General features: G+C 54.6%; 20 protein-coding genes, 1 tRNA gene and 1 riboswitch. Of the genes, 10 read left to right on the plus strand and 11 right to left on the minus strand.

The window, feature by feature from the left end:
• Nucleotides 1-42 precede the first annotated feature (42 nt).
• Entirely contained in the window at nucleotides 43-546 is a 504-nt protein-coding gene (locus tag D7D48_RS07840) for a hypothetical protein (RefSeq protein WP_125230738.1), read from the minus strand.
• Nucleotides 547-636: 90 nt separating this feature from the next.
• Between D7D48_RS07840 and D7D48_RS07845 the strand changes: the two genes are divergently transcribed.
• Nucleotides 637-2,076, plus strand: coding sequence for an FAD-binding oxidoreductase (locus D7D48_RS07845; RefSeq protein WP_125230739.1), 1,440 nt, complete (start codon nucleotides 637-639; stop codon nucleotides 2,074-2,076).
• Nucleotides 2,077-2,142: 66 nt separating this feature from the next.
• On the plus strand, nucleotides 2,143-2,922 hold the full coding sequence (locus D7D48_RS07850) for a SapC family protein (protein ID WP_125230740.1): 780 nt from the start codon (nucleotides 2,143-2,145) through the stop codon (nucleotides 2,920-2,922).
• 312 nt (nucleotides 2,923-3,234) lie between these two features.
• On the opposite strand, the gene D7D48_RS07855 is transcribed toward D7D48_RS07850, so the two are convergent.
• Nucleotides 3,235-4,104 (minus strand): N-formylglutamate amidohydrolase, encoded by an 870-nt coding sequence (locus D7D48_RS07855; protein ID WP_125230741.1) that lies wholly within the window; start codon nucleotides 4,102-4,104, stop codon nucleotides 3,235-3,237.
• A 296-nt stretch (nucleotides 4,105-4,400) separates the two neighbouring features.
• Between D7D48_RS07855 and D7D48_RS07860 the strand changes: the two genes are divergently transcribed.
• Nucleotides 4,401-4,475: transfer RNA gene (locus D7D48_RS07860), tRNA-Val, on the plus strand.
• Nucleotides 4,476-4,617: 142 nt separating this feature from the next.
• Nucleotides 4,618-5,391, plus strand: a complete 774-nt coding sequence (locus D7D48_RS07865) for a thioesterase family protein (protein ID WP_125230742.1) — start codon at nucleotides 4,618-4,620, stop codon at nucleotides 5,389-5,391.
• Here D7D48_RS07865 and D7D48_RS07870 read toward each other — a convergent pair.
• The 3 genes from D7D48_RS07870 to D7D48_RS07880 form a co-directional block, all read right to left on the minus strand.
• Nucleotides 5,388-5,969 (minus strand): septation protein IspZ, encoded by a 582-nt coding sequence (locus tag D7D48_RS07870; RefSeq protein WP_125230743.1) that lies wholly within the window; start codon nucleotides 5,967-5,969, stop codon nucleotides 5,388-5,390. The two genes, D7D48_RS07865 and D7D48_RS07870, sit on opposite strands and share 4 nt — an antisense overlap.
• Before the next feature lie 3 nt (nucleotides 5,970-5,972).
• The gene (gene rlmN / locus D7D48_RS07875; protein ID WP_125230744.1) at nucleotides 5,973-7,214 is read right to left on the minus strand and encodes a dual-specificity RNA methyltransferase RlmN; all 1,242 of its coding nucleotides are present in this window, start codon (nucleotides 7,212-7,214) and stop codon (nucleotides 5,973-5,975) included.
• Nucleotides 7,215-7,277: 63 nt separating this feature from the next.
• Nucleotides 7,278-7,925 (minus strand): histidine phosphatase family protein, encoded by a 648-nt coding sequence (locus tag D7D48_RS07880; protein WP_125230745.1) that lies wholly within the window; start codon nucleotides 7,923-7,925, stop codon nucleotides 7,278-7,280.
• 142 nt (nucleotides 7,926-8,067) lie between these two features.
• Between D7D48_RS07880 and dnaN the strand changes: the two genes are divergently transcribed.
• A complete protein-coding gene (dnaN, locus tag D7D48_RS07885) occupies nucleotides 8,068-9,183 on the plus strand; it encodes a DNA polymerase III subunit beta (RefSeq protein WP_125230746.1) in 1,116 nt (371 codons plus the stop codon).
• Nucleotides 9,184-9,333: 150 nt separating this feature from the next.
• On the opposite strand, the gene D7D48_RS07890 is transcribed toward dnaN, so the two are convergent.
• From D7D48_RS07890 to D7D48_RS07900, 3 genes are all read right to left on the minus strand, one after another.
• Nucleotides 9,334-11,076 carry an N-acyl-D-amino-acid deacylase family protein gene (locus tag D7D48_RS07890; protein ID WP_125230747.1) on the minus strand — a complete coding sequence of 581 codons (1,743 nt, stop codon included), beginning with the start codon at nucleotides 11,074-11,076 and terminating at the stop codon, nucleotides 9,334-9,336.
• Nucleotides 11,077-11,197: 121 nt separating this feature from the next.
• Nucleotides 11,198-12,415, minus strand: coding sequence for an argininosuccinate synthase (locus tag D7D48_RS07895; RefSeq protein ID WP_125230748.1), 1,218 nt, complete (start codon nucleotides 12,413-12,415; stop codon nucleotides 11,198-11,200).
• 46 nt (nucleotides 12,416-12,461) lie between these two features.
• A complete protein-coding gene (locus D7D48_RS07900) occupies nucleotides 12,462-13,031 on the minus strand; it encodes a TMEM165/GDT1 family protein (RefSeq protein WP_125230943.1) in 570 nt (189 codons plus the stop codon).
• A 92-nt stretch (nucleotides 13,032-13,123) separates the two neighbouring features.
• A riboswitch (yybP-ykoY riboswitch) is annotated at nucleotides 13,124-13,241 on the minus strand.
• Between the two features lie 211 nt (nucleotides 13,242-13,452).
• Here D7D48_RS07900 and D7D48_RS07905 point away from each other — a divergent pair.
• Entirely contained in the window at nucleotides 13,453-15,525 is a 2,073-nt protein-coding gene (locus D7D48_RS07905) for a malate synthase G (RefSeq protein ID WP_125230749.1), read from the plus strand.
• Between the two features lie 5 nt (nucleotides 15,526-15,530).
• Here the strand turns inward: D7D48_RS07905 and trxB are convergent, their stop codons facing one another.
• Complete coding sequence (gene trxB, locus D7D48_RS07910) at nucleotides 15,531-16,484, minus strand: thioredoxin-disulfide reductase (RefSeq protein ID WP_125230750.1); 954 nt, start codon at nucleotides 16,482-16,484, stop codon at nucleotides 15,531-15,533.
• 154 nt (nucleotides 16,485-16,638) lie between these two features.
• On the opposite strand from trxB, the gene D7D48_RS07915 reads away from it, so the two are divergent.
• Entirely contained in the window at nucleotides 16,639-16,956 is a 318-nt protein-coding gene (locus D7D48_RS07915) for a 2Fe-2S iron-sulfur cluster-binding protein (RefSeq protein ID WP_125230751.1), read from the plus strand.
• Between the two features lie 43 nt (nucleotides 16,957-16,999).
• Here D7D48_RS07915 and D7D48_RS07920 read toward each other — a convergent pair whose 3' ends face one another.
• A complete protein-coding gene (locus D7D48_RS07920; RefSeq protein WP_245964379.1) occupies nucleotides 17,000-17,806 on the minus strand; it encodes an NUDIX hydrolase in 807 nt (268 codons plus the stop codon).
• A 212-nt stretch (nucleotides 17,807-18,018) separates the two neighbouring features.
• On the opposite strand from D7D48_RS07920, the gene uvrA reads away from it, so the two are divergent.
• Complete coding sequence (uvrA, locus tag D7D48_RS07925) at nucleotides 18,019-20,985, plus strand: excinuclease ABC subunit UvrA (RefSeq protein ID WP_125230752.1); 2,967 nt, start codon at nucleotides 18,019-18,021, stop codon at nucleotides 20,983-20,985.
• A gap of 417 nt (nucleotides 20,986-21,402) precedes the next feature.
• On the opposite strand, the gene D7D48_RS07930 is transcribed toward uvrA, so the two are convergent.
• Nucleotides 21,403-22,476 (minus strand): RelA/SpoT domain-containing protein, encoded by a 1,074-nt coding sequence (locus tag D7D48_RS07930; RefSeq protein ID WP_125230753.1) that lies wholly within the window; start codon nucleotides 22,474-22,476, stop codon nucleotides 21,403-21,405.
• A gap of 259 nt (nucleotides 22,477-22,735) precedes the next feature.
• Here D7D48_RS07930 and D7D48_RS07935 point away from each other — a divergent pair, with 259 nt between their 5' ends.
• Together D7D48_RS07935 and D7D48_RS07940 are read left to right on the plus strand one after the other, a co-directional pair.
• Nucleotides 22,736-24,274, plus strand: coding sequence for an alkaline phosphatase family protein (locus tag D7D48_RS07935; protein ID WP_125230754.1), 1,539 nt, complete (start codon nucleotides 22,736-22,738; stop codon nucleotides 24,272-24,274).
• A gap of 85 nt (nucleotides 24,275-24,359) precedes the next feature.
• Nucleotides 24,360-24,677 carry a hypothetical protein gene (locus D7D48_RS07940; protein ID WP_125230755.1) on the plus strand — a complete coding sequence of 106 codons (318 nt, stop codon included), beginning with the start codon at nucleotides 24,360-24,362 and terminating at the stop codon, nucleotides 24,675-24,677.
• Nucleotides 24,678-24,750: the final 73 nt, after the last annotated feature.

Genomic DNA, 24,750 nt, shown 5'->3' on the forward strand with positions numbered 1-24,750 from the left:
TACCGCAAGAAATGTCAAGATACATGCCCTATGGCGCTGGTGCTAGCGCGGGATCAGCAACCTGAATTTGTCGATATCACATTTGGCGCCAGTGCGCGCATGCAAAAGATCGCGATTGACGCATAACTTACCGTCATACGACCGTTCCATATAGGCACCCGCGTAGAATTCGCGTGCGAGGCAGCCGTCCCCCAGATACGCGCGAATAAGAATGCCGTCCCGCGTCACCAAATCCAAACTGCGATCAGGACCAGGGCGCGAACCACCAAGCCTGTTAACCAACAGGCATTTGCCGATCTTTTTTTCCTTATACCTGATTTTGCCAATAGACTGCCGTTGCGCACCCACCGGAGCCGGTGCTAAATCCGAGGCAGGGAACCTAACAATGACACGTTGGTCAATACGTACCTGATGAAAGTCGGTCTGTAGCCCCAACGACGGCGTCATCGGTCGATCAATCGCAGCGACCTTAAAATGCGCCCATGCCTCAGGCGACAAATTTGTCCATGCGACCGCAAAAAGGATGATTGCCAATAATGCGCGCAAGAAACATTCCGGTATGAAGTTGAAGTTCGGATCGCTTTACCCGATAAGGTTGAACCTATCATGAATTGCGACCCAAGGCCTTTGCGGACAATGGAAAATACTGTGCCAGATGTAAAGATTTTATCGGAATTTCGCGCCATATTGGGACCGAAGGGTTATACGGACGAAGTCGAGATGATTGCGCCTTGGCTGACCGACTGGCGCGGCCGATTTACAGGCGCAGCCCCTGCCCTGCTTTCGCCAGCCAATACGGACGAAGTTGCAGCCGTCGTGAAGCTGGCCGCCAAGCACCGTATTTCTCTGGTTCCGCAAGGCGGCAATAGCGGGATGGTTGCTGGGGCAACGCCGGATAAGAGTGGCGAGCAAGTCATTCTGTCTTTGCGACGAATGAATAAAATAACCGTGATGGACGCGGAAGACGGCCTGATATGCTGTGATGCGGGGGTTATTCTGCAGAATTTGCATGAAGCTGCAGCGGCGGTTGGACGCCGCTTTCCGCTTACCTTAGGTGGCAAGGGATCGGCTACTGTTGGCGGGCTAATTTCAACTAATGCCGGCGGAACGCAAGTGCTACGCCACGGCACGATGCGGATGCTTGTGGCTGGCCTTGAAGCGGTCTTACCTGATGGATCCATCTACAACGCGATGGCACCGTTGAAAAAAGATAATCGCGGCTATGATCTGAAACAACTTCTGATTGGCGCAGAGGGAACGGTTGGTATCGTCACCCAGGCCGTCTTACACACGGTTCCTGCCCTGATAGATCGCTGCGTCGCTTGGGCAGGTGTCGAAAGCCCCGCCCAAGCATATGACTTGTTATTGTTCATGCAACGCCATGGTCGGGATCGTTTAGAAGGTTTTGAAATTCTGCCACAGCGCGCACTGAATGCCGTGACAACCCATATCGCCGGAACACGGCCACCCCTCGACACCGCGCATCGCTGGCACGCGCTCATGGAGTTTGTGCAGGATGAGCCAGGGCAGATACCCCCCAACGAACTGGCCACACAACTTTTGGAGAAGGCCATGCATGAAAATCTGCTCGGCAATGCAACCATTGCGAGCAGCGACGCGCAAGCCGAGGCATTCTGGAAAATCCGCGATTCCATTGCAGAAGCAGAGCGCGCGGCGGGGCCAGCATTGCAACATGACATCAGCGTACCCGTGTCGGCAATGGCCCGCTTCATTGAAGATGAATCGCCTGTGATCGAAAGCACCTATCCTGGGACCAAAACGCTTGCCTTTGGGCATTTGGGCGACGGAAACATCCATTTTCATGTCAAGGCACCGGATGGCGTTGACGTGACCTCTTGGTATGCGGGCGATGGGAAAGCGATTACTTCACATGTTTATAACCGCGTGCGCGCTTATGGCGGATCGCTTTCTGCCGAGCATGGCATTGGACAGGCCAAAATCGATGAGTTCGAACGTCTAGCAGATCCAGCGCGACTTGCTGCATTGCGGGCCATTAAAAATGCGCTTGATCCGCTAGGGATAATGAACCCCGGCAAGCTTGTTCCACTTGCGTAAACGTGCCCATCCGCTTAAACGGCGCGTTCAAAATTTATTTACTATAATTCAACGATGGAGTTACATATGGCCACCGCGCCCCAAGCCGCTAACCTCCCGCTTTTATACAACGACCTCGTGCCGTTGAGCAGCAACGATCATGCGACGTGGAAATCACGCATGCTCGAAAACGCAAAATTCCTGGAGGGCCAGCACGCCATTCCGTTGACGATTGAAGAATTTGTGCCCGCGTCACGCACCTACCCAATCATCTTTTCCGCATCAGAAAACCCCGTACCGCTTGTGTTGATGGGTATGAACGAAGGCGTGAACACTTTCATGAACGACGAAGGGCATTTTGAACGCCCCGTTTACATCCCTGCATATGTTCGTCGTTATCCCTTCCTGCTAGCAAAACTGCGTCCTGATGCCGACGAATTGTCGTTATGCTTTGACCCAAGCTCCGGTGCGGTTGGCGAATTTGAAGAAGGCTTGCCTATGTTTGACGACGGCAAGCCAAGCGAGAATACGCAAGCAATTTTGAAGTTCTGTGAAGACTTTGAAAATGCTGGGGCGCAAACACACGCTTTTGTTGAAGAACTCAAAAAGCTAGACCTGCTAATGGATGGCGAAGTATCGATCCAACAAGAAGGTCAGGAGCAACCTTTTATTTATCGTGGCTTTAAGATGGTCGACGAAAACAAATTGCGTGAGCTTCGTGGCGATACAGTCCGCAAATTGAACCAAAATGGTATTCTTGCGCTCATCCACGCACATTTATTCTCGTTGCAGCTAATGCGGGAAATCTTTGCAGTTCAGGTCGCCCAAGGTAAGACACCGCAAGTGACGGAACTGCCTTCAACCTAAGTTGAAACTCTGCTTGATGCCGTCACTGACCGATTTGGAGAAGTGACGGCATGGGCTAGCTGCCCTATGCGTCTAAAGTCTGATGATAGTCATACCTTAGCGGGTAAATGCACCATTCCTCGCAACCATCGGGCGGCTGGTCGGCAAACTGCACTTGTTTTCGGCCTAGGACTTGAAACCGTCATGGCAGCGCCCCATCCTCTTGGTATGGACGGAATCATCCCCTCCCGTTTTCGTCCACTGATGCCTGCAATGGCATCAACTCCCTGAACCTAGGCCACCCCGGACAACTCCGGGGTGGTTTTTTCATGGTCATTCCGCAGCAATCAGAGCAGCGGAGCCCAAAGATTCGTCGGCAAGCGCCGAGACTAAGGCCGAAATCATAATGTTCATGCGGTCAATCCCTGCCCCAGGATGGCGCAAATCGGTGTCAAGATATAGCGATCGGTCAACCTCCAATTGAATGGCATGGATATTGGCACGCGGACGCGCGTGACGGCCGAGAATATAGGCGCCAGCATATGGATGGTTCAACCCAATGTTAAACCCTTCGGCTTGCAAACGCGTCATTACCAATTCCGCATATCGCGACGCAGCACTTTTACCGAAACGGTCACCAATGACAAATTGCGGCGCGGGTCCAGAAGCCCCGCCGCAGATCGGAGGCATGCTGTGCAAATCAAGCAATATAGCAACGCCAAACCGCAGCCGCATCTGTTCCAGCACGTCAGCAACGGCTTCATGATAAGGTCGGTGGAACGTCATGATACGGTGTTGCAACTCATCTAAGGTAAATTGCCGTTTCCACAATTCGCCCTCCCCAGACAATCTTCGGGGAATCAAGCCAAGACCGCCGCGTTGCTTGGCCCCTGGCTCCGGATAATCGCTGCGCAACGCCCCTTGCACCATTTCTGCGTCAACATCCTGCTCGTCACGGTTCAGATCAATCCACGCCCGTGCGCGGTGGGCAATGATCACAGGATATCCCAGCGCGACACAGCGCCGCGTCAGTATGTCCGCATATCTGTCCTCAAGCCTGAGTAAGGAAGCAGCTGGTAACCTCAATGCCTCCAACAGTTCGGTTGGATAATGACGCCCAGCATGCGGCACGGACAGCAGCACAGGCACGGATGGCGTTTCCGTACCCCAACTTGCGAATCCATCTATATCCGTCAGTGCCATGTGCCTCTCTTAACGTCTGATGTGCATGGTTGGCAGATTATCAGCAAAATGGGAAAATTTTAAAAGCTTGGCGAATATGCAGACGTTATTTCACAGCCATTGCCCTGTCTCGGGACCGTTAGGTTGTGTCATGACATAGCAGAAAGCCTGCGGGTCATCCGCCAGAGTCTTAACCTAACCCTTCCCTCTGAAGTCTCTTGTCGTCAAAGCCGACCATGTGATGGCAAAGGAAAATTTGGGTGCATTGAAATAGGCTTGAATGATACGGCAAGCCCAGCTAGAGGCTGCCGCAGCGTGGGCGTATAGCTCAGTGGTAGAGCACTGTGTTGACATCGCAGGGGTCGCAAGTTCAATCCTTGCTACGCCCACCATTTTTCCCTGGCGATGTCTTATTAGATGATTTTTCGAAACTTAACGACCTCAATAGCTGCAGCTTAACATTGGATAGTTCCTAACCGATCCAGTTTTCGTGCGCGGGTTGCGACATTGATTTTCCCTCGCTAAGTCCAAGACATGAACCTCGCATCGCTTCTTGCCCAGTTTACGCCTGGCGCCACGACCCACAAAATCTCCATTCCAACTACATGGCATCAGGGGCGCACGTCCTATGGCGGCCTGAGCTCCGTGCTGGCCTATAAGGCAGCTAAGCTCACAGCAGATGACCTTCCTCCCCTGCAATCGGCCCAGATCGCCTTTGTTGGGCCTTTGGCGGGCCAAATAGAGGTCAGCGCACATATCCTGCGGCGCGGTAAGAACACCGCCTTCATTCAAGCGGAGATTTCAGGCGCGGACGGCGTGGGGCTGATGTGTAATTTCATCTTCATGAACCGCCGCCATAGCCATTTGGATTATGCGAATATTCCAGCAGTAGATTTGCCAGCAATTCCTAAACCGGAAACCGTGCGCAGTGGCCCGCCGGAGTTTTTCACAGGGCATATGCAATATCCGGACAAAAGGCTGGAGCTGGGGAAGGCCACCAATAGGCTTGCAAGCTGGCATCGGCTGACCGAGCATCAAGGGCTAGATTCAATTGCCGAGCTTATTTGCATTGGTGACGCCCTGCCTCCGTCTGCCATGGGGCTCATGACTGAAAAGGGCATGGTGAGCTCCATGAACTGGCAAATCAATATGTTGACGGATGCTCCAAGCACCGAAAATGGCTGGTGGTATCTATCCAGCGAAACGCACCACGCCGCTAATGGCGCAAGCAGCCAGTATATGACCGTCTGGAACAGCCGCGGTGAAGCGGTGCTAACCGGAATGCAATCGGTCGCTATTTTCGCTTAAACAGTAGATTTTGTGCGGGCAAAGCGCAGGGCAAACATCACAAGGCCAATGACGATAAAATTATCGATAAAGGTTTTGTAGAAAAGCCAATTGTCGGTCGTTAGCAATTTTGCCGCGCCATAATTTAACGCCGCCATGATCAGACCGATGACACCCATGACGATAGCAAAGCGGCCCGCATGGATATCCGAATAGGGCATATAGCGCGCCAAACCTTTGCCGATATAAGGCCCGCCGCGCACACCGTCGATGATGAAGAAGCTGGCGGCGATTAATCCAGTGATTGTGCCGCGTAATTTGATCCATTCATCATCATTCAACCAGACCGCCAGTCCCGCCGAAATACAGAGCATGAGAATGCCAAACAAAGCGAGGCCGCCCGTCACATCGATTTTTGTGATACGTTGAAACGTGACAAGGCCAAAGCCAACGACAACACCAACCAAAGCGGCAGTCTGTAAATCGGTCATTTTGGCTATGACGTAGAATAATAAACCCGTGGCGACATCAATGGCAAATGGCAGGCGGTTGTGGCGCGCAAAGACGCCGCCATTCTCTTCAGTTCCTTGGACAGCCATGGCTTAGCCTAATGCCACCTGTTTTTCTTCGGCGAGACGGTCAAGCTCGGCGCGGCTTTTCTTCTCGCTGGAGGATTTCAACTGCCCACATGCTGCCATGATATCGCGGCCACGGGGTGTGCGCACGGGCGCGCTGATACCAGCTTCAAAAACAATGCTGGAAAAACGCTTTATCCGTTCAGGGTCAGAACATTCATAGTCTGCACCCGGCCAAGGATTGAAAGGGATCAGATTGACCTTGGCGGGCAGTTTATACTGCCGGATGAGGCTAACTAGCTGGTGCGCGTCTTCGTCGCTGTCATTTTTGTCCTTCAGCATCACATATTCAAACGTGATCCGCCGCGCATTGCTGATACCCGGATATTCGGCACAGGCGCGGAGCAATTCATCAATGCCATATTTGCGGTTGAGGGGCACCAGTTCGTCACGAACTTCTTTGGTGACACCATGCAACGAGACAGCAAGGTTGACGTTAATCTCCTCACCTGCGCGCGCCATCATGGGCACAACCCCCGACGTCGACAGCGTGATACGGCGGCGCGACAGGCCAAGGCCATCGCCATGCATCACGATCTTCATCGCATCGCGGACATTATCAAAATTATAGAGCGGCTCCCCCATGCCCATGAGAACAATGTTGGTCAGCATACGACCATCGGCAGTGTAATGCCCAACATCGTCGTCATCATCTTCATCTGCCGATGCGAAAGCCATATTGCCCTTTGGCCATTCGCCCAACACATCACGCGCCAGCATAACCTGACCCACAATTTCACCGGGGGTGAGGTTACGCACCAGCCGCATCGTCCCAGTATGGCAGAATCGGCAATTCAGCGTGCAGCCAACTTGGCTCGAAATGCATAGAGTCCCGCGATCCGCATCGGGAATAAACACCATTTCATAATCCTGCGCATCGTCGGTACGCAAAAGCCATTTGCGCGTGCCGTCGGATGACACATGTGCTTCAACAACCTCTGGCCGACCAATGACAAAACGATCAGCAAGCCAAGGCCGCATTGTTTTGGAAATGTCGGTCATCGATTCAAAATCGGTGACACCGCGATGGTAAATCCAGTGGAAGACCTGCTTGGAGCGCAGTTTCGCGGCCTTTTCGTCCAACTGCGATTCCTCAAACAACTGCCGGATTTGAAGATGGCTCAACCCCATGAGGTCAATGCGTCCATCACTGCGCGGAGTTATGGCGCGCGGCGTGACTACGGGGTCGATATGGCCAGGAATTAGCATGATAACCGCGCCTATAATTATGTTATCCGCTAAAAGCCAGCGTTGCGGCCTTCCCCGACCCTTTCACCCGCGCTCGCTATGCCCGCTGCCATCGATAACCAGCACTTCAACGCCGTCGCGGATCATCACCATGCTACCTTGTGCCAAGCTGGGCGCGATGGGTGCGCCGAATTGCGCCATCGGCTCGACGCCGAGCAGCAAACCGCGCAGCACCCGCGCAGTCATCCCATGACAAATGATGAGCATATCCTGATCAAAGGGCAATTCGTCCAACCAATGCGACAGCCGTTTCGCCACGTCATCATAATATTCGCCACCTTCGGGCCGGACCGAAAATAATGCATGTTCGGTATCTACGATGGGGCCGATTTCGGCAGAAATGTCAGAATAGGTCCGGCTGGACCAACGCCCGACGTCAATTTCCAACAAACGGTCGTCGCGATTTGTCTCGTGCCAATCCGCATCAATTTCTTCCGCAATCAACGCCAGTGTTTGCAACGCGCGACCTGCGGTAGAGGACCAAAGCTGCGGCCTTATGTCTGGCCCGAGATACTCTGCCAATGCACGCCCCATATCACGCGCTTGGATGCATCCCTCCCACGTAAGCGGCGTGTGCAATTCGGCCTGGCCTTGCATCCGTGCAATCTTGTTAAACACTGTCTCTCCATGCCGTGCGATGAAAAGGCGTCGATTATGTGTTGAAATACCCATATTGCCCTTATTCCACAGGATATTGCTCGACGCAAAAGCTATCGACTTGCCCTAATGGTCAAAGCGGTTATGGAAGATTCGGCATATTAAAAGGGGTTTTTGGCTGGTTTGCGGACCACCCAGCCCGGCAAGGGGAATTTGAATGAGAGCCACGATCGAACGCGCGACGCTCCTGAAAAGCTTGAGCCACGTCCAGTCCGTGGTGGAACGGCGTAACACTATTCCGATCCTATCCAACGTGCTGATCGAAGCCAGCGAAGGCGGCAAGATCAAGCTGACCGCGACCGACCTTGATTTGCAAGTCGTCGAAACCTTTGCCGCTGATGTCGAAACACCAGGCGCAACGACGGTTTCTGCGCATACCTTATTTGAAATCGCCCGCAAGTTGCCTGATGGCTCGCAAGTGCAACTGCACGCTGCTGATGGTCGTATGGCCGTCAACGCTGGCCGCGCGCGTTTCTCGCTCGCGACCCTGCCACGTGACGATTTCCCGACGATCGCCGAAGGTGACTTGCCTACATCTTTTGAAATTCCAGCAAGTTCGCTGATCCAGATCATTGATAAAACGCGCTTTGCGATTTCGACCGAAGAAACGCGTTATTATCTCAACGGTATTTTCCTGCATGTCACTGACGATGCGGAGCCTGTGTTGAAGGCAGCAGCAACAGACGGCCACCGTTTGGCCCGCGTGACCTTGCCACGCCCTGCTGGCGCGGAAAACATGCCTGACATCATCGTGCCGCGCAAATGCGTTGCCGAAATTCGCAAGCTGCTTGACGAAAGTGGTGATAATGTCATCCAAATCGACCTGTCAGCCAGCAAAATCCGCTTCACATTTGACAGCGTCATTTTGACATCGAAGTTGATCGATGGAACCTTCCCCGATTATAGCCGCGTTATTCCAACCGCGAATGACAAGTTGCTGCGCATCGACCCCAAGGCATTTTCGCAAGGCGTTGACCGCGTTGCGACCATCGCCACCGAAAAAACCCGTGCTGTCAAAATGGCGCTGGATCAGGACAAAATCACCTTGTCGGTCACCAGCCCCGAAAACGGTACTGCGGCGGAAGAAGTGTCTGGTCAATATAGCAGCGAAGGCTTCGAAATCGGTTTTAATGCACGCTATTTGATGGACATATTGGGTGAAATCGAAGGCGACGTGGTTGAACTCCACTTAGCCGACGCCAGCGCACCGACCTTGATCCGTGAGAATGACAAGTCAGCGGCGCTGTACGTACTGATGCCCATGCGGGTTTGATTTTTTCGAACAGTTTTCGAAAATTTAATTACTGCAACAAGATAAGCATAGCGACAGCTGGGTGGGCGCGTAAATTCTGCGCCCTTCCTGTCCCGTAAGACGGAAGCGTGCAGAGCAATCTCGTCTCAGAATTTTGGTTTTAAGTTCCCCTCACTCCGCCGCTTCAGCCATCAGCACGCTTTGCGGACCGCGTATCACTGTGCCGGGCAGGGCACCGGTCATCTGTCCATCGCGGAAGGTAACCACACCGGACTTGATGGTCGCGACATAACCTGTCGCCTTTTGTAGCAAGCGCTTTCCGCCAGCGGGCAGATCAAACGCCAACCAAGGTTTTTGTAGTTTCAGCGTGTCAAAGTCGATCACGTTGATATCCGCAAGATAGCCGGGCTTCAGCAACCCACGGTCATTCAGTGCATAAAGCGCCGCGGTGTCATGGCATTGCCGCTTCACCGCCAATTCCAGCGGAATCGTTCCAGCTTTGCGGTCGCGCGCCCAATAGCTCAATAGGAATGTCGGCGCGGCTGCGTCACAAATAGTGCCGCAATGCGCCCCGCCGTCCGAAAGCGACGCTAACGTATCCTCTGCCTCCAGCAGCTCTTTGGTAAACTCCAGATTGCCGTCCATATAGTTTAGGATTGGCAAATATATCATCCCATTGCCATCATCTGACATTAGCTGGTCATAGGCAAATTCAGCAGAATCTTTGGCCGCAGCACTGGCAAAACCGAAGACGCTTTCTTCCCGTGTAGGCTCATAGCTAAAATCGTCCGTCAACGGGAATTGCATCGCCCATGCCGCGGTCACGAGCATGAAAAATGGCGCCATATCTGGGGACGGTGGTGGCAGATTTTCCTCTGCCAGCAACTGCGCCTTGAACGCAGGGTCAGCCAACTTTGCTTTTTGCGCATCCCATCCAAGGTCTTTAATCGCCTGCCAGCTTGGTTTGCGCATGAATGGATGCACTGTACCGCGCCAGTTCATAATGACACCGATGCCCCGCAACCCAATCGCCGCGACAATATTTGCGCCATTGTCATTCGCCGACCGCATTGCCGACATCTGGTCCGTCCAATGCATCTGCTTAATGGGAGATTGCAGCATCGTAAAAACAATTAGCTGCCCCGTTTCTGCCGAAAGTCGGTGCATCCAGCCGAATTCATCCCATTCGGGCAATAGATCCGACGTCAATTCAAACACACCATGTCCGGCACGGGCCATCGCCCGGCCAAGCGCCAACAACTCCGGTTCGGTTGCTGTGGTGCCGGGGACAAGCTCACCGTCGATTGACTTGTGCAAAACGGTCCGCGAGGTGGAAATGCCAAGCGCACCTGCGCGCACGCCTTCTTCAACCAACCGCCCCATTTCGCATATGTCTGCAGCCGTAGGCTCTTCATTATCCGCGCCGCGCTCTCCCATCACATATGCGCGTAACGCGCCATGCGGAACATGCGTGCCGATATCCACTGTTCGCGGCAGGCGTTCCAATGCGTCCAAATAATCGGGAAAACTCTCCCAATCCCACTTCATACCTTCAGCCAGTGCTGTGCCAGGAATATCCTCCACACCCTCCATCAGGCCGATTAGCCATTCATGCTTCTCTTTGCGCGCCGGCGCAAAACCAACGCCGCAATTGCCCATGACGACCGTGGTGACACCATGCCAGCTAGATGGCGCCATTTCACTGTCCCACGTAGCTTGGCCATCATAATGGGTGTGAATGTCAACAAATCCGGGCGCGACGACCTTACCAGTCGCATCGATTTCTTCGCGGCCTGCTGCACTGATTTGGCCAACCGCAGTAATCACGCCGCCATCGACCGCTACATCAGCCAAAAAGCGCGCTGCACCCGTGCCATCAACTACGGTTCCGCCACGAATAACCAGATCATGCATGTCGACTCTCCTCTTTTCTCAGCAGGAGCGTATCAGCTTTAATTAGGCAATTAAACCTTCGCGTGTCCAAAGAACTTTCTTCTATTTTGTCAGCTGCGTCCTCTGTGCCTTAGCGCAGGAGTTACCCTTTACGCCCTGCCAGCAAACGCAAACGCAACGCGTTCAGCTTGATAAAGCCCGCTGCGTCTTTCTGATCATAGGCACCTGCGTCGTCTTCGAACGTCACAACCTTCTCGCTATACAGGCTGTTGGGCGATTTGCGACCAACCACGCTTGCAAGCCCCTTATAGAGATTCAACCGAACGGTGCCGGACACATGAACTTGGCTATGGTCTATCGCGGCCTGCAACATCTCACGCTCTGGTGAGAACCAAAAGCCATTGTAGATAAGCTCAGCATATTTGGGCATCAGCTCATCTTTCAAATGCGCTGCGCCGCGGTCCAACGTGATGCTTTCGATGCCGCGATGGGCACGCGCATAAATCTCGCCGCCGGGCGTTTCATACATGCCGCGCGATTTCATGCCGACGAAACGATTCTCCACCAAATCAAGTCGTCCAATGCCATGCTTGCGGCCTAATTCATTCAACGCTGCCAACAATGTCGCTGGCGACATGGCTTCACCATTCAGCGCAACGCCGTCGCCTTTTTCAAAATCAATAGTGATATATTCGGGCGTATCTGGCGCGTCTTCGGGGTTAACCGTCCGCGAATAGACATAATCTGGTGTTTCATCCCACGGGTCCTCAAGCACTTTACCCTCGGACGAGGTGTGCAGAAGGTTCGCGTCGGTTGAAAACGGGCTTTCGCCCCGTTTGTCTTTTGGCACAGGAATTTGATGTTGTTCCGCCCATTCAATCAGCCGCGTGCGGCTGGTCAGATCCCATTCACGCCAGGGGGCGATAACCTTGATATCGGGGTTGAGCGCATAAGCCGACAGTTCGAACCTAACTTGGTCATTACCCTTACCCGTCGCGCCGTGCGCAATGGCATCCGCGCCTGTTTCTGCCGCAATCTCAATTAACCGTTTCGAAATCAACGGCCGCGCAATCGACGTACCCAATAGATAGTCGCCTTCATAACGTGCATTAGCGCGCATCATTGGGAAGACAAAATCACGGACAAATTCTTCGCGCAAATCATCAATATAAATATGATGATCAGGGACACCCATCAGCACAGCCTTTGCCCGCGCAGGTTCGAGCTCCTCGCCTTGACCCAAATCAGCGGTGAAAGTCACAACTTCGCAGCCATATTCAACCTGCAGCCATTTCAGGATGACGCTGGTGTCGAGGCCACCCGAATAAGCAAGAACGACTTTCTTAATGCTGTCTGTCATGTCACTTTGTTTCCGAAGCTAAAATATCTGCGGCGCGCCTAACAGCTTAGGCGCGGTTCGACAACTCCCACAACTGCCCAAGCCCCAGAAGAAGGAACATTACAGCAGCGATGATATGCACCGTACGTAACGAGATTTTCGCGACCAGCTTCTCGCCTAAATAGACCGCTGGTACATTGGCAATCATAATGCCCAATGTCGTGCCAGCAGCAACCGCCCAAACTGCATGATATTGGGCACCCAGCGCTATCGTCGCGACCTGCGTCTTATCACCCATTTCGACAACAAAAAAAGCGATTGTGGTCGCAATAAATGCCCCACCTTGCGACACCACTTTTATATCATCATCCACCTTGTCTGGAACCAACGTCCATGCAGCCATCAATATGAAACCAATCGCCACAACATAACCGAAAGTGTCGCTCATAAAAATTGTGGCAAGCGCGCTGCCCGCCCATGCGGCGAGTGCGTGATTGGCGATGGTAGCGGTAAATATCCCTGCGATCACCGGGATCGGCTTTTTGAACCGGGTGGCAAGTAATATTGCCAAAAGCATCGTCTTGTCACCAATTTCGGCAACAGCAACCAACAAGGTGGATGTGAAAAAGATTTCCATAAAAATATCCTGGGTCAGGCAGTTTTTCGACGCAATGCCACCGGCCACCCCGCCCGACCAGAACGGATAACCGATGCCATTGGTCTCGCCTTGAACCACATGATCTTTTTCGACCTTGTGGTCCCACATGCACCATGACCTCTCGGCCAAATATGTTGATGCATGTCTCGTTCGGGTGGAACGACTGGCTACTCCCCAGATGACTGTCCTATCATTAAGCCGCTGAGGCAGAGGATGCAAGCGTGACACTAGACAGGTTATGCTTGATTGAACTCAGGTATATTTTACCTTGGCCTAATGCATTGCGTGCCGCCATATTAACCAGTTATCCCTTTTTTCCTTTTGTCGTTGGGCAACAGCCGTTAATGGGTTGCGCAACGATAAAAATCTCCCCAGGCACCATATTTACTGGAGCCAGATAATGACCAAATATGTAACGCGTGCCGGAATTCGAATTGCCGAACAGCTTTCCGAATTTGTCGAGAATTCCGCAATTGTCGGTACAGGCATCGCTGCAGATACTCTCTGGCAGGGCCTATCTGATATTCTAGGGCGCTTTGTACCCCACAACCGGAAGCTACTGGCCAAACGCGACGATATACAAGCCAAGCTGGACGCATGGCATCGCGCCAATCCCGGCCCAATTACCGACATGGCAGGCTATCAAACCTTCTTGCGCGAAATTGGGTATCTGGTTCCCGAGCCTGAGGCGTTCCGCATTGGTACGCAAAATGTTGATGCGGAAATTGCGACGATGGCGGGACCGCAACTTGTCGTGCCAAGCCTCAATGACCGCTTCGTTCTCAATGCCGCAAATGCGCGCTGGGGCAGCCTTTATGATGCGCTATATGGTACTGACGCTCTGTCGGCACCCGCAGCCCGGCCCGGTGGCTATGACACCGACCGCGGCGACGCAGTTGTTGCATATGCACGCCAATTTCTTGATGCCAGCATTCCAGGTTGGCAGGCGGCTTTAGCGGGCGGCAACAATCCCTATTTCGTGGCGAAGACACAATCGGGTGACACCACCCGTTATTTGTTCAAGCATCATGGCCTGCACATCGAAGTCGTGGTTAATCCGCAGCATCCTGTAGGTGCCACCGACGAGCTACACATCGCCGATGTTATCCTTGAATCGGCACTGACAACAATTATCGACTTGGAAGACTCAGTTGCTGCGGTTGATGCGGATGATAAAGTCGCAGCTTATAGCAACTGGCTTGGACTCATGCGGGGCGATCTGGTTGCAAGCTTTGACAAAGGCGGCAAGACCATCACCCGCGCACTTGAGGCAGACCGCGTGTATGACGGCCTCACTCTACCCGGCCGCAGCCTGATGTTTGTGCGCAATGTCGGGCATCTGATGACCAATCCGGCTGTATTGCTGGCCGACGGTAGTGAGGCGCCCGAGGGTATACTCGACGCTTTGTTTACGTCACTCTGCGCGCTGCATGACCTGCAAGGGCTGGGTACATATCGTAACAGCCGCGCGGGTAGCATCTACATCGTCAAACCAAAAATGCACGGCCCCGAAGAAGCCGCGTTCACCAACGACCTGTTCGATGCGGTCGAAGATGTGCTTGGCCTCGTACGCCACACGATCAAGGTTGGCGTGATGGACGAGGAGCGCCGTACCAGCGCAAATCTTGCCGCGTGTATTCACGCCGTTCGCGACCGAATTGTTTTCATCAACACCGGTTTTCTCGATCGCACCGGCGATGAAATGCACACGGCCATGCACGCTGGCCCGATGATCCGCAAAGCCGAGATGAAAACATCATCCTGGATCCAAGCTTATGAAGCCCGCAATGTCCAAATCGGCCTTGCCTGTGGCCTCAGCGGTAAGGCGCAGATCGGCAAGGGCATGTGGGCCGCGCCCGACATGATGGCCGATATGATGGTACAGAAAATCGGCCATCCCAAGGCTGGCGCAAACACAGCTTGGGTGCCGTCACCCACAGCTGCAACCTTGCACGCAATGCATTATCACCAGTTCGACGTATTCGCCCGTCAGGCAGAACTCGCCAAGGAACCGACGCCGGGCCTTGAGCCGCTACTGACCATTCCCGTCGCCCCCGTTGGTCATAACTGGTCGGCGGAGGATGTGGCCCAAGAATTAGAAAACAACGCGCAAGGTATATTGGGCTATGTTGTGCGCTGGGTTGACCAAGGCGTTGGCTGTTCCAAAGTGCCCGACATTGATGACATTGGCCTTATGGAGGATCGCGCCACGCTGCGCATTTCGTCCCAGCATATCGCCAACTGGCTTCTCCACGGCATTGCGACCGAGGCGCAAGTAGACGCCGCGCTTACCAAGATGGCAAGCAAGGTCGACACCCAAAATGCAGGCGATCCGCTCTACGAAAAGCTAGACGGAGCAAGCCTTGCGCTAAAGGCCGCCCGTGCCTTGATATTCGAAGGCGCCATGCAACCCAATGGCTATACCGAGCCGCTGCTGCACAAATTTCGGCAGGAGAAGAAAGCGGGGGCCTAACGCCGTTAAGCCACGGCGTCGATGAACCTTTCGGCATCCAATGCGGCCATGCAGCCTGTGCCGGCGCTCGTGCAGGCCTGACGGTAAATATGGTCCATCACATCACCGCAGGCAAAAACGCCGGGGACGCTGGTTTCGGTTGCTTGACCTTCGAAGCCGCCGCGCACCTTTATGTAACCGCCAGCCATATCGAGATGGCCTTCAAAAATGCCCGTATTTGGCTTGTGACCAATCGCAATGAATACACCGTGTAGCTCAATATCTTCGGTCCCGCTACCGTCGGTCGCTGCGATGCGCATGCCCGTAACGCCCATCGCGTCGCCCAGAACCTCATCAAGCCTGTGGTTCCATTTTATGGTGATTTTGCCTTCTGCTTCACGCGCGAACAGGCGGTCTTGAAGGATTTTTTCTGCCTTTAACTTGTCGCGGCGGTGGACCAGGGTAACGTGACTGGCGATGTTTGCCAAATATAACGCCTCTTCCACCGCCGTATTGCCGCCGCCGATCACGGCGACGGGTTTGTTGCGGTAGAAAAAACCGTCACAGGTGGCGCAGGCCGACACGCCCTTGCCCATGAACGCAGTTTCGCTCGGCAGCCCTAGATATTGGGCGCTTGCACCTGTCGCGATGATGACAGAGTCCGCAGTATAATCACCTGCCCCGCCTGTCAGGACGAATGGCCGTTTCGAAAAATCGACTTTCTCAATATAATCATTCTCAATACGCGTGCCAAAACGTTCGGCATGCTTGCGCATCCGCTCCATCAATTCAGGGCCCATGACACCCGCATCGTCGCCGGGCCAATTGTCGACTTCCGTCGTTGTCATCAACTGCCCACCGACTTCAACGCCCGTGATCATCATAGGTGTCAGGTTCGCGCGTGCAGCGTAAACGGCGGCGGTATATCCGGCGGGACCGGAACCAATGATGATGACAGGGGCGTGGCGATTTTCGGTCATATATTGTCTTTCTGATTCTATTGACTGCGGACATAGGCGCTGGCGCGGCGCTGGCCAAGGGCAGCACCTAACTTATCCCCATTAAATTAGGGCTTCACATGTCCGCAGGTGCAACCTATCAGACCGTCAACATTCAGAATATAGGGAGCAGCTCATGGCCAAAGTCACGGTAATTTCACGTAACGGCGAAGGTCGCGAAGTCGAAGCCGAAAACGGCCTGTCGCTTATGGAAGTCATCCGCGACAATGGTTTTGACGAATTGCTCGCTTTGTGCGGTGGCTGCTGCTCCTGCGCGACGTGCCATGTGCATATCGACCCTGCTTTTTCCGATCGACTGCCGAAAATGAGCGCCGACGAAGACGACTTGCTCGACAGCACCGATCACCGCAACGAAACCTCACGCTTGTCGTGCCAGATCCCCGTCAGCGATGCGCTTGATGGCTTGACAGTCACGATTGCGCCCGAGGATTAATAACAAGCTGACGCAAACACCCTCCCGCTTACGGGAGGGGAACTTACCCCCGCAGGGCGCTACCGAGCGGTTCCTGTATGATAGGATAGCCATGGCCATCTGGGATGCATAGCCAGCTTCCATCCGCGCGTTTATCGATATAGGTCAGCACCGTTGATACGGGATGCTCTGCGGCATGCGCAGCCGCCGCGTCAAAATCACCGAACATCGCCAGCCGTTCCAGATTGCGCCGCGTGGGGAAGATGATCTTCACTTGGCCTTCATCTGCTTTTTCCAAAACCTCAGCCGCCGTTGCCCAAAACAGCATCCGGTTCTCGGTCTGGTCCACCGTTGCAACGGGCGTGGTATCACCCGCATCCACGAGATAGAAACGCGTATCAAAAACGCGGCTGGCATTTTCAAAGGCAGGCGGGCGCCAGCGTGACCATGGCACAAGCTGTGCAAAATCCGGCGTCCAGCCAAAGCGGTTGCAGACGGCTTGCAGGCTTTCGCCATCATGCAACGCCGCCCGCGCCGCAACGCAATTGGCAGCGTCCGAAACGCCGGACAGCCCAAGCGCCAGCCCAGCCTCCTCTATCGTCTCGCGGATCGCGGCAAGTCGCGCCGCGGCCTCATCCAACGGCAAAGGCGACTCCAACATCTGCGCATAATCGAAATCGGCGGGGTCAACCTTTCCACCGGGAAAGACCGCCGCACCTCCGGCAAAGGCCATCGCTTTGATACGCTCGACCATCAGCAATAACGGCGCGCCGCCATTCGGGTTCTTCCGAAAAATGACCATTGTTGCCGCTGGCGTTGCGACGGGAAGCGGTTCGCCGCTGATCGGGTGGTTACGCAGTTCAGTTTCCATGGACCTACTCAAGCATGCTTTCGAACGCGTTAGAAGCGGAAAATCAATCGGCAGTCATTCCTGCGCCGCCACTGCCGTTATTCCGACGTCCGCAAATGCGCATGGATGCAACATACGGCAAAAGCCTAGCTTGAAATGCGATGATTTTTAGCCCAGGTCTATATCAACACGCGCACTTGCGCATTTAGAACAAATCTGGAACAAGCTATACTATGTCACTCACCCACATCAAGGTGCGCGGTGCGCGCGAGCATAATCTCAAGGGCGTCGATATCGACCTGCCGCGCGACAAGCTTATCGTCATCACGGGCCTGTCCGGTTCCGGCAAGTCCAGCCTCGCTTTCGACACCATTTATGCCGAGGGGCAGCGTCGCTACGTCGAATCGCTGTCCGCTTATGCGCGCCAGTTTCTGGAGATGATGCAAAAGCCCGATGTCGAGCATATTGAGGGGCTATCCCCCGCAATCTCCATCGAGCAGAAAACGACAAGCCGCAACCCGCGCTCAACCGTCGCGACGGTGACCGAGATTTACGATTATATGCGGCTATTATGGGCGCGCGTCGGCGTGCCTTATTCGCCCACGACGGGTCTGCCGATTACCGCCCAAACCGTCAGCCAGATGGTCGACCGCGTCATGGCTTTGCCCGAAGGCACCCGCGCCTTCCTCCTCGCGCCCGTCGTCCAAGGCCGCAAGGGCGAATATCGCAAGGAACTCGCCGAATGGCAGCGTTCGGGCTACACCCGCGTACGCATCGACGGCGAACTTTATGCGATTGAAGAGGCGCCTGCGCTCGACAAGAAATATAAGCATGACATTGAAGTTGTCGTTGACCGCATCGTCGTCAAGGATGGCATTCAGCAGCGTTTGGCCGAAAGTTTTGAGGCGGCGTTGAAACTGGCCGATGGCTTGGCGTTTGTCGATCTGGCCGACACCACGGTTGCGGAGTTGCAAACGCAAAATGCCGATGGCGTGCCAACCGCATTTGGCGAAGCGCGCGCGACATTCTCGCCTGCGTCCACGAACGTCACTGGCGGCGCGATGAAGGGCACTGGCCTGCCCGCCAACCGCATTGTCTTCTCCGAAAAATTCGCTTGCCCCGTTTCCGGCTTCACCATCGCCGAAATCGCGCCGCGATTGTTCTCCTTCAACGCCCCGCAAGGTGCTTGTCCGGATTGTGACGGCCTTGGTGAGCGGCAGGAATTTGACCCGCAACTGGTGGTCCCCAACGAACATCTGTCCCTCAAAAAAGGCGCGATTGTGCCTTGGGCGAAGTCGAACCCGCCCAGCCCTTATTATATGCAAGTGCTGTCCAGCCTTGCAAAAGCCTATGGCTTCAACCTCGATACCAATTGGGAAGATTTGCTCCCCGAACAGAAGCTCATCATCCTGCACGGCACGGGCGGCATGGCGGTGGAGTTGACGTTTAAGGACGGGCGCAAGGAATATACGGTGCGCAAGGCGTTTGAGGGCGTCATTGGCAATCTCAACCGCCGCTTGCTACAAACCGACAGCGCGTGGATGCGCGAAGAGTTGAGCAAATATCAAACGTCGCAGCCCTGCGAAACCTGCCATGGCGCGCGCCTCAAACCCGAAGCCCTCAGCGTCAAAATCGCTGGCGTAGACATCGCCACACCCACCCGCATGAGCGTCGGGGACGCGCTGGAGTGGTTTGGCAGCGTCGATAAGACGCTCACCAATCAGCAGCAGCAAATTGCCAAGGCAATCCTTAAGGAAATCAACGAACGGCTTGGCTTCCTCAACAATGTCGGGCTGGATTATCTCAACCTTGACCGGACCAGCGGCACGCTGTCGGGCGGCGAAAGCCAACGTATCCGATTGGCCAGCCAGATCGGCAGCGGCCTGTCGGGCGTGCTCTATGTGCTCGACGAACCCAGCATTGGCTTGCATCAAAAAGACAATGATCGCCTGCTCGCCACGCTGCGCCGCCTGCGCGATCTTGGCAATACCGTCATCGTGGTCGAACATGACGAAGACGCAATCCGCACCGCCGACTGGGTGGTGGATTTGGGCCCCGGCGCGGGCGTCCATGGCGGAACCGTCATGGCCGAAGGCACGCTGAAGCAAATCCTGAAATCAAAAGACAGCCTGACCGCCGCCTATCTGAATGGCACGCGCGAGATTGCGGTGCCCAAGACCCGGCGCAAGGGCAATAAGAAGAAGCTGACCGTCCACAACGCCCGCGCCAACAATCTGAAGAACGTCACCGCGAGCATTCCGCTTGGCACATTCTGTTGCATCACCGGCGTATCAGGCTCCGGCAAGTCCAGCTTCACCATCGACACGCTCTACGCCTCTGCGGCCCGCAGCCTCAACGGCGCGCGCGTCATTGCGGGCGCGCATGACAAGGTCACAGGGTTAGAACATTGCGACAAGGTCATCGACATTGACCAATCCCCCATTGGCCGCACGCCACGGTCAAACCCCGCGACCTACACCGGCGCGTTCACCAACATCCGCGACTGGTTCGCGCAATTGCCCGAAAGCGCCGCGCGCGGGTATAAGCCGGGGCGTTTCTCGTTCAACGTCAAGGGCGGACGCTGCGAAACATGCAGCGGCGATGGCCTGATCAAGATCGAAATGCACTTCCTGCCCGACGTCTATGTGACGTGCGAGGAATGTAACGGCAAACGCTACAACCGCGAAACATTGGAGGTCAAATGGAAGGGCCTCTCCATCGCCGACGTGCTGGACATGACGGTGGAGGACGCGGTGGAGGTGTTCAAGGCCGTCCCCCCGATCCGCGACAAAATGGCGATGCTGGCGGAGGTTGGCTTGGGCTATGTCAAGGTCGGGCAACAGGCAACGACCCTATCGGGCGGCGAAGCGCAACGCGTGAAGCTCGCCAAAGAACTCAGCCGCCGTTCCACTGGCCAGACGCTGTATATCCTCGACGAACCCACCACCGGCCTGCATTTCGAAGACGTCCGCAAACTCCTCGAAGTGCTCCACCGTTTGGTGGAACAGGGCAACAGCGTGGTGGTCATCGAACATAATCTCGACGTCATCAAGACCGCAGACTGGATCATCGACTTGGGCCCCGAAGGCGGCGTTAAGGGCGGCGAGATTGTCGCCGAAGGCACGCCGGAGGATGTGGTGAAGGTTGCTGCGAGCTATACGGGGCATTATTTGAAGCCGATGCTGGCGAAGGCAAAGTGAGAGATTAAAGCAAAGGCTTAAAGAACGCAGAGAATTGCGCACCGGAAACCCCGAAACCTCCTCTCGTCATCCCGACACCCCCTGTCGTCATCCCGAACTTGTTTCGGGATAACAAACCACCATTGCCGCCCCCTTCAGAAAGCCATTCGTGTTTGGTGCGTTATCCTGAAACTAGTTCAGGATGACGAAGAGTGGGAGAGCCGTGCTGGAAAAGGCCAAATAACCCAAATCCTCCCCGGCACGGGGAGGTAGCAGCCGGAACGGCTGACGGAGGGGCCTGCGGCGGCGAAGTCGCGCCGAAATTCGCAGCCGGCAAGCGTTGCATCCATTTTGTTTCGCACGAAGACGCGAAGAAGACGTTGGCCCGTCGTCATCCGCCAAAGCTATTTCGGGGATGACGCAATTGTCACCATATCGCTATTTTAACTCAGCTTCCGATTTCAAAAGTTTTACAAAATCTATTGGATCGTTAAAATAATTTCGGTAGATGGACCTTAGTTGAGATGGATTGTCTGAACGTACATAAACGGCATTAATACTATTTTCCAAAAGTTCTAAATGATTTGCCATCGCTATTGCAGCTTCAGCATTTTTGAAGGGAAGAACTTGTAAATTTAATACATCGTTTTCCCTAATAATATTTAAAACGCTGTGCCGACCCAAGGAGTCTCCATCACTGAAAGACTTCAAAGCCTCTAACCGATCCATAATATGAAGATCATTTTCCAAATTTTGTAAATCATTCTGTAAATCATTAGTTGATTTATCTAATAACGCTTTTTGTTTATTTTCATAAGTTCGTGCAATTATCTCACTTGCGATACGAAAAAACTGCACCCTGTTGTCATCGTTGTTATCAAGGCCGGTGACGAATTTCGTCCGTTCTTGATCAATCATATCGGAAATTTCCACCGCAGTTGCCCAAGCGTGTTGCGTCCGTGTCCGATACTGGACTTCTACCAACAGTCCATGCCATGGGTCAGAAGAAACCGAGGTTCGACGATGCTGGCGAGGCTGATGTCGGTATACGTCGTGTATTCCTCTATAACCTGTATCTTTAGGGGATTCGATGTAATCGAACTTATCTTCATCGTTTTTTAATTTATGCTTCACATTTCGAAGCACCCCTTCGGATCTCATATGGCTTCGAAAATCGATAAGTTCGTCCAGCGTTTCAAATACAAGTCTGCATCCCGCCAAGTCCTGCATTGATGTAACATCTTGGATTAAGGGTTGCCCGTCTGGGCGCACTCTTTTCAGCTTATCAATCACCGTCGCTCGGCGCTTTAAGCGCTGAGCAAACTCGACGTTATAATTTTTCTTTTTTATTTGTCCCTTCAGCCACGCCTGAAATGTGTTGATCACATATCCGTGAGATGACCTCCATTGATCAACCAACTCGAAATCTGCATCGGTAGCAGTTCCAGCTCCGATGGCACGACCCGCCCGTTTTACATTTGACTTGGGGTTTGGTGGCGTTGGATATGACATACTCAATGTGTTCCAAGATTGAATTACAATTGCAAGCACTTTGAAATTCGGCCTTTAGAATTACGTTGGAATTACGGCGATAGGTGCGACACCCCCTAAACTTGCGCGCAACTCTACACCGGACATAAGAACCCACGCCCGCCCCCACACGCCCTCTCGCCAACGCAAGCTTGGCCGTGTAAACACTTCGCATCACGCCCCTGTCACGCGCTGGTCATCTTGGTCGGCGATGGGGTGCCACGCTTTTGAGGAGTATCGCATGCGTAAACTGTCATCCGCCCTTTTGGCATCCAGCCTGATCGCCGCGCCGTTGTTCGCGCAAGGCGCGCCTACCGCTGCCCCTGCTCCCACGCCTACTGCCGCACCTGCGCCCGCAAAGCCGCCGATCAGCACCAGCGAAGGCTATCTTAAGGCTGGCCAAGCCGAGCTGCAACGCTTGCGCGCCGACAAGCCCAATGACGGCAAGGCGCGTAATGTCATCCTGTTCATCGGCGATGGCATGGGCGTGAGCACATTGACCGCCGGACGCATTTTTGAGGGGCAGCAGCTTGGCCTCGACGGCGAATCCTATGTCGCGCAAATGGATCGTTTGCCGCACACCGCCTTGGTCAAAACTTACTCGCATGACGCGCAAGTGCCCGACAGCGCGCCCACTGCAACCGCGATTGTATCCGGCGTCAAAACGCTGAATGGCGTGATTGGCGTGGGGCCTGAGGCGATTGAGAATGACTGCGCCGCAACCGCGCCGTTTAAGGTGCAATCCTTGTTCGGCATGGCGGAGGATCGCGGCCTTGCCACGGGCATCGTCTCCACCGCGACCATCACCCATGCCACGCCCGCCTCCACCTACGCCCATGTCGCGCAGCGCGATTGGGAAGTCGACGCCAATATGCCCGCCGCGGCCAAGGCCGCTGGTTGCACCGACATCGCCCGGCAGATGGTCGAATGGCCGCATGGTGACGGGCTTGAGGTTATGCTGGGCGGTGGGCGTCAGCATTTCATTCCGGCGACGATGGCCGACCCCGAATATGCCGAAAGAAAGGGCAAGCGCGCCGATGGCAGGGATTTGGCCGCGACATGGGCCGCCGCCAACCCCAAGGGCGCTTATGTCTGGAACCGCGACAGTTTCGTCGCGGTTGACCCGAAGAAAACGACCAAGCTGCTTGGCCTATTTGAACCATCGCATATGCAGTTTGAGGCGGACCGGACAGCGTCAGGCAATAAAGAACCTTCGCTTGCCGAAATGACAACCAAAGCGATTGCTATGCTGTCAAAGAACCAAAAGGGCTATGTCCTGATGGTTGAGGCAGGCCGGATTGACCATGCCCATCATGGCGGTAATGCCCGCCGCGCCTTGCAAGACACCGTTGCGCTCAACGCGGCACTCAAGGCCGCGATGGAGAGCGTTGATCTGCGCGAAACGTTGATTGTCGTGACATCGGACCATAGCCATGTGTTCACGATCGCGGGCTATCCTGAGCGCGGGAACCCGATTCTTGGCGTTGTGTCTGCGCCTGTCGGCACGCCGACCTTGGCGATGGATGGCAAAGGCTTCACCACTTTGGGCTATGCCAATGGTCCCGGCGCGGTGAATGCGGCCGAGCGCCCTGACCCTGCAAAGGCGGACACAAGCGCTCTCAATTACCGCCAACAATCGTTGATCCCGCTTATGTCCGAAACGCATGGCGGTGACGATGTCGTGGCGCGCGCGGCAGGGCCAAAGGCGCATTTGTTCAAGGGCACGATTGAACAAAACACTATCTTCCACATCATGCGTGTGGCGTTGGGCTTTAAATAAGGCGGGGCTGCACATAAGCCGACTTGTAATCTTGGCAGTGCCGCCCACATCTTTGGGTGCGGGGGTGCTGCACAAGAGGAAGCTTATGAAACGGATGATGACGATAGCCTTATTGTCGGTAATGCTGGCAGGATGTGGTGAAGGCGGCGCGCTCAATGATACTGTGCAGATTAGCGTGCGTAAATCGCTGGTCGCGACGTGCACGACGGCAGCAGGCGAGCAGATTCCCGAAGGCATAAATGTGGATATCAGCGCCGTCTGCGGCTGCGCAGCGGACAAGGTCATGGATGGCCAAAGCGTGGCGGAACTTGTCTCGAACCCGCCCAGCCCCAGTGAGGCCATGTCGAAGGTGCAGGCTTGCTTGAAAGAACTTGGCCCTGTAAAAGTCGACGCCGCCGCTTAAATACAGCCGGAAGCGCCTGTGCGCGCGCATAGCGCGGAAAAATCATTGGGCTTTGCCTGTGGTGGGATATAGG

It is taken from the genome of Sphingorhabdus wooponensis, from assembly GCF_003933235.1.
Taxonomy (GTDB): Bacteria; Pseudomonadota; Alphaproteobacteria; order Sphingomonadales; family Sphingomonadaceae; genus Sphingorhabdus_B; species Sphingorhabdus_B wooponensis.

What these genes read in the sequence shown, in the direction of transcription:
- D7D48_RS07850 (WP_125230740.1), top strand. Translation starts at nt 2,143, where the DNA reads ATGGCCACCGCGCCCCAAGCCGCTAACCTCCCGCTTTTATACAACGAC.
- D7D48_RS07855 (WP_125230741.1), bottom strand. Translation starts at nt 4,104, where the DNA reads ATGGCACTGACGGATATAGATGGATTCGCAAGTTGGGGTACGGAAACG.
- uvrA (WP_125230752.1), top strand. Translation starts at nt 18,019, where the DNA reads ATGTCACTCACCCACATCAAGGTGCGCGGTGCGCGCGAGCATAATCTC.
- D7D48_RS07930 (WP_125230753.1), bottom strand. Translation starts at nt 22,476, where the DNA reads ATGTCATATCCAACGCCACCAAACCCCAAGTCAAATGTAAAACGGGCG.
- D7D48_RS07905 (WP_125230749.1), top strand. Translation starts at nt 13,453, where the DNA reads ATGACCAAATATGTAACGCGTGCCGGAATTCGAATTGCCGAACAGCTT.
- dnaN (WP_125230746.1), top strand. Translation starts at nt 8,068, where the DNA reads ATGAGAGCCACGATCGAACGCGCGACGCTCCTGAAAAGCTTGAGCCAC.
- D7D48_RS07880 (WP_125230745.1), bottom strand. Translation starts at nt 7,925, where the DNA reads ATGGGTATTTCAACACATAATCGACGCCTTTTCATCGCACGGCATGGA.
- D7D48_RS07865 (WP_125230742.1), top strand. Translation starts at nt 4,618, where the DNA reads ATGAACCTCGCATCGCTTCTTGCCCAGTTTACGCCTGGCGCCACGACC.
- D7D48_RS07895 (WP_125230748.1), bottom strand. Translation starts at nt 12,415, where the DNA reads ATGACAGACAGCATTAAGAAAGTCGTTCTTGCTTATTCGGGTGGCCTC.
- D7D48_RS07940 (WP_125230755.1), top strand. Translation starts at nt 24,360, where the DNA reads ATGAAACGGATGATGACGATAGCCTTATTGTCGGTAATGCTGGCAGGA.
- D7D48_RS07920 (WP_245964379.1), bottom strand. Translation starts at nt 17,806, where the DNA reads ATGGAAACTGAACTGCGTAACCACCCGATCAGCGGCGAACCGCTTCCC.
- D7D48_RS07935 (WP_125230754.1), top strand. Translation starts at nt 22,736, where the DNA reads ATGCGTAAACTGTCATCCGCCCTTTTGGCATCCAGCCTGATCGCCGCG.
- D7D48_RS07870 (WP_125230743.1), bottom strand. Translation starts at nt 5,969, where the DNA reads ATGGCTGTCCAAGGAACTGAAGAGAATGGCGGCGTCTTTGCGCGCCAC.
- D7D48_RS07915 (WP_125230751.1), top strand. Translation starts at nt 16,639, where the DNA reads ATGGCCAAAGTCACGGTAATTTCACGTAACGGCGAAGGTCGCGAAGTC.
- D7D48_RS07845 (WP_125230739.1), top strand. Translation starts at nt 637, where the DNA reads ATGGAAAATACTGTGCCAGATGTAAAGATTTTATCGGAATTTCGCGCC.
- D7D48_RS07900 (WP_125230943.1), bottom strand. Translation starts at nt 13,031, where the DNA reads ATGGAAATCTTTTTCACATCCACCTTGTTGGTTGCTGTTGCCGAAATT.
- D7D48_RS07890 (WP_125230747.1), bottom strand. Translation starts at nt 11,076, where the DNA reads ATGCATGATCTGGTTATTCGTGGCGGAACCGTAGTTGATGGCACGGGT.
- trxB (WP_125230750.1), bottom strand. Translation starts at nt 16,484, where the DNA reads ATGACCGAAAATCGCCACGCCCCTGTCATCATCATTGGTTCCGGTCCC.
- rlmN (WP_125230744.1), bottom strand. Translation starts at nt 7,214, where the DNA reads ATGCTAATTCCTGGCCATATCGACCCCGTAGTCACGCCGCGCGCCATA.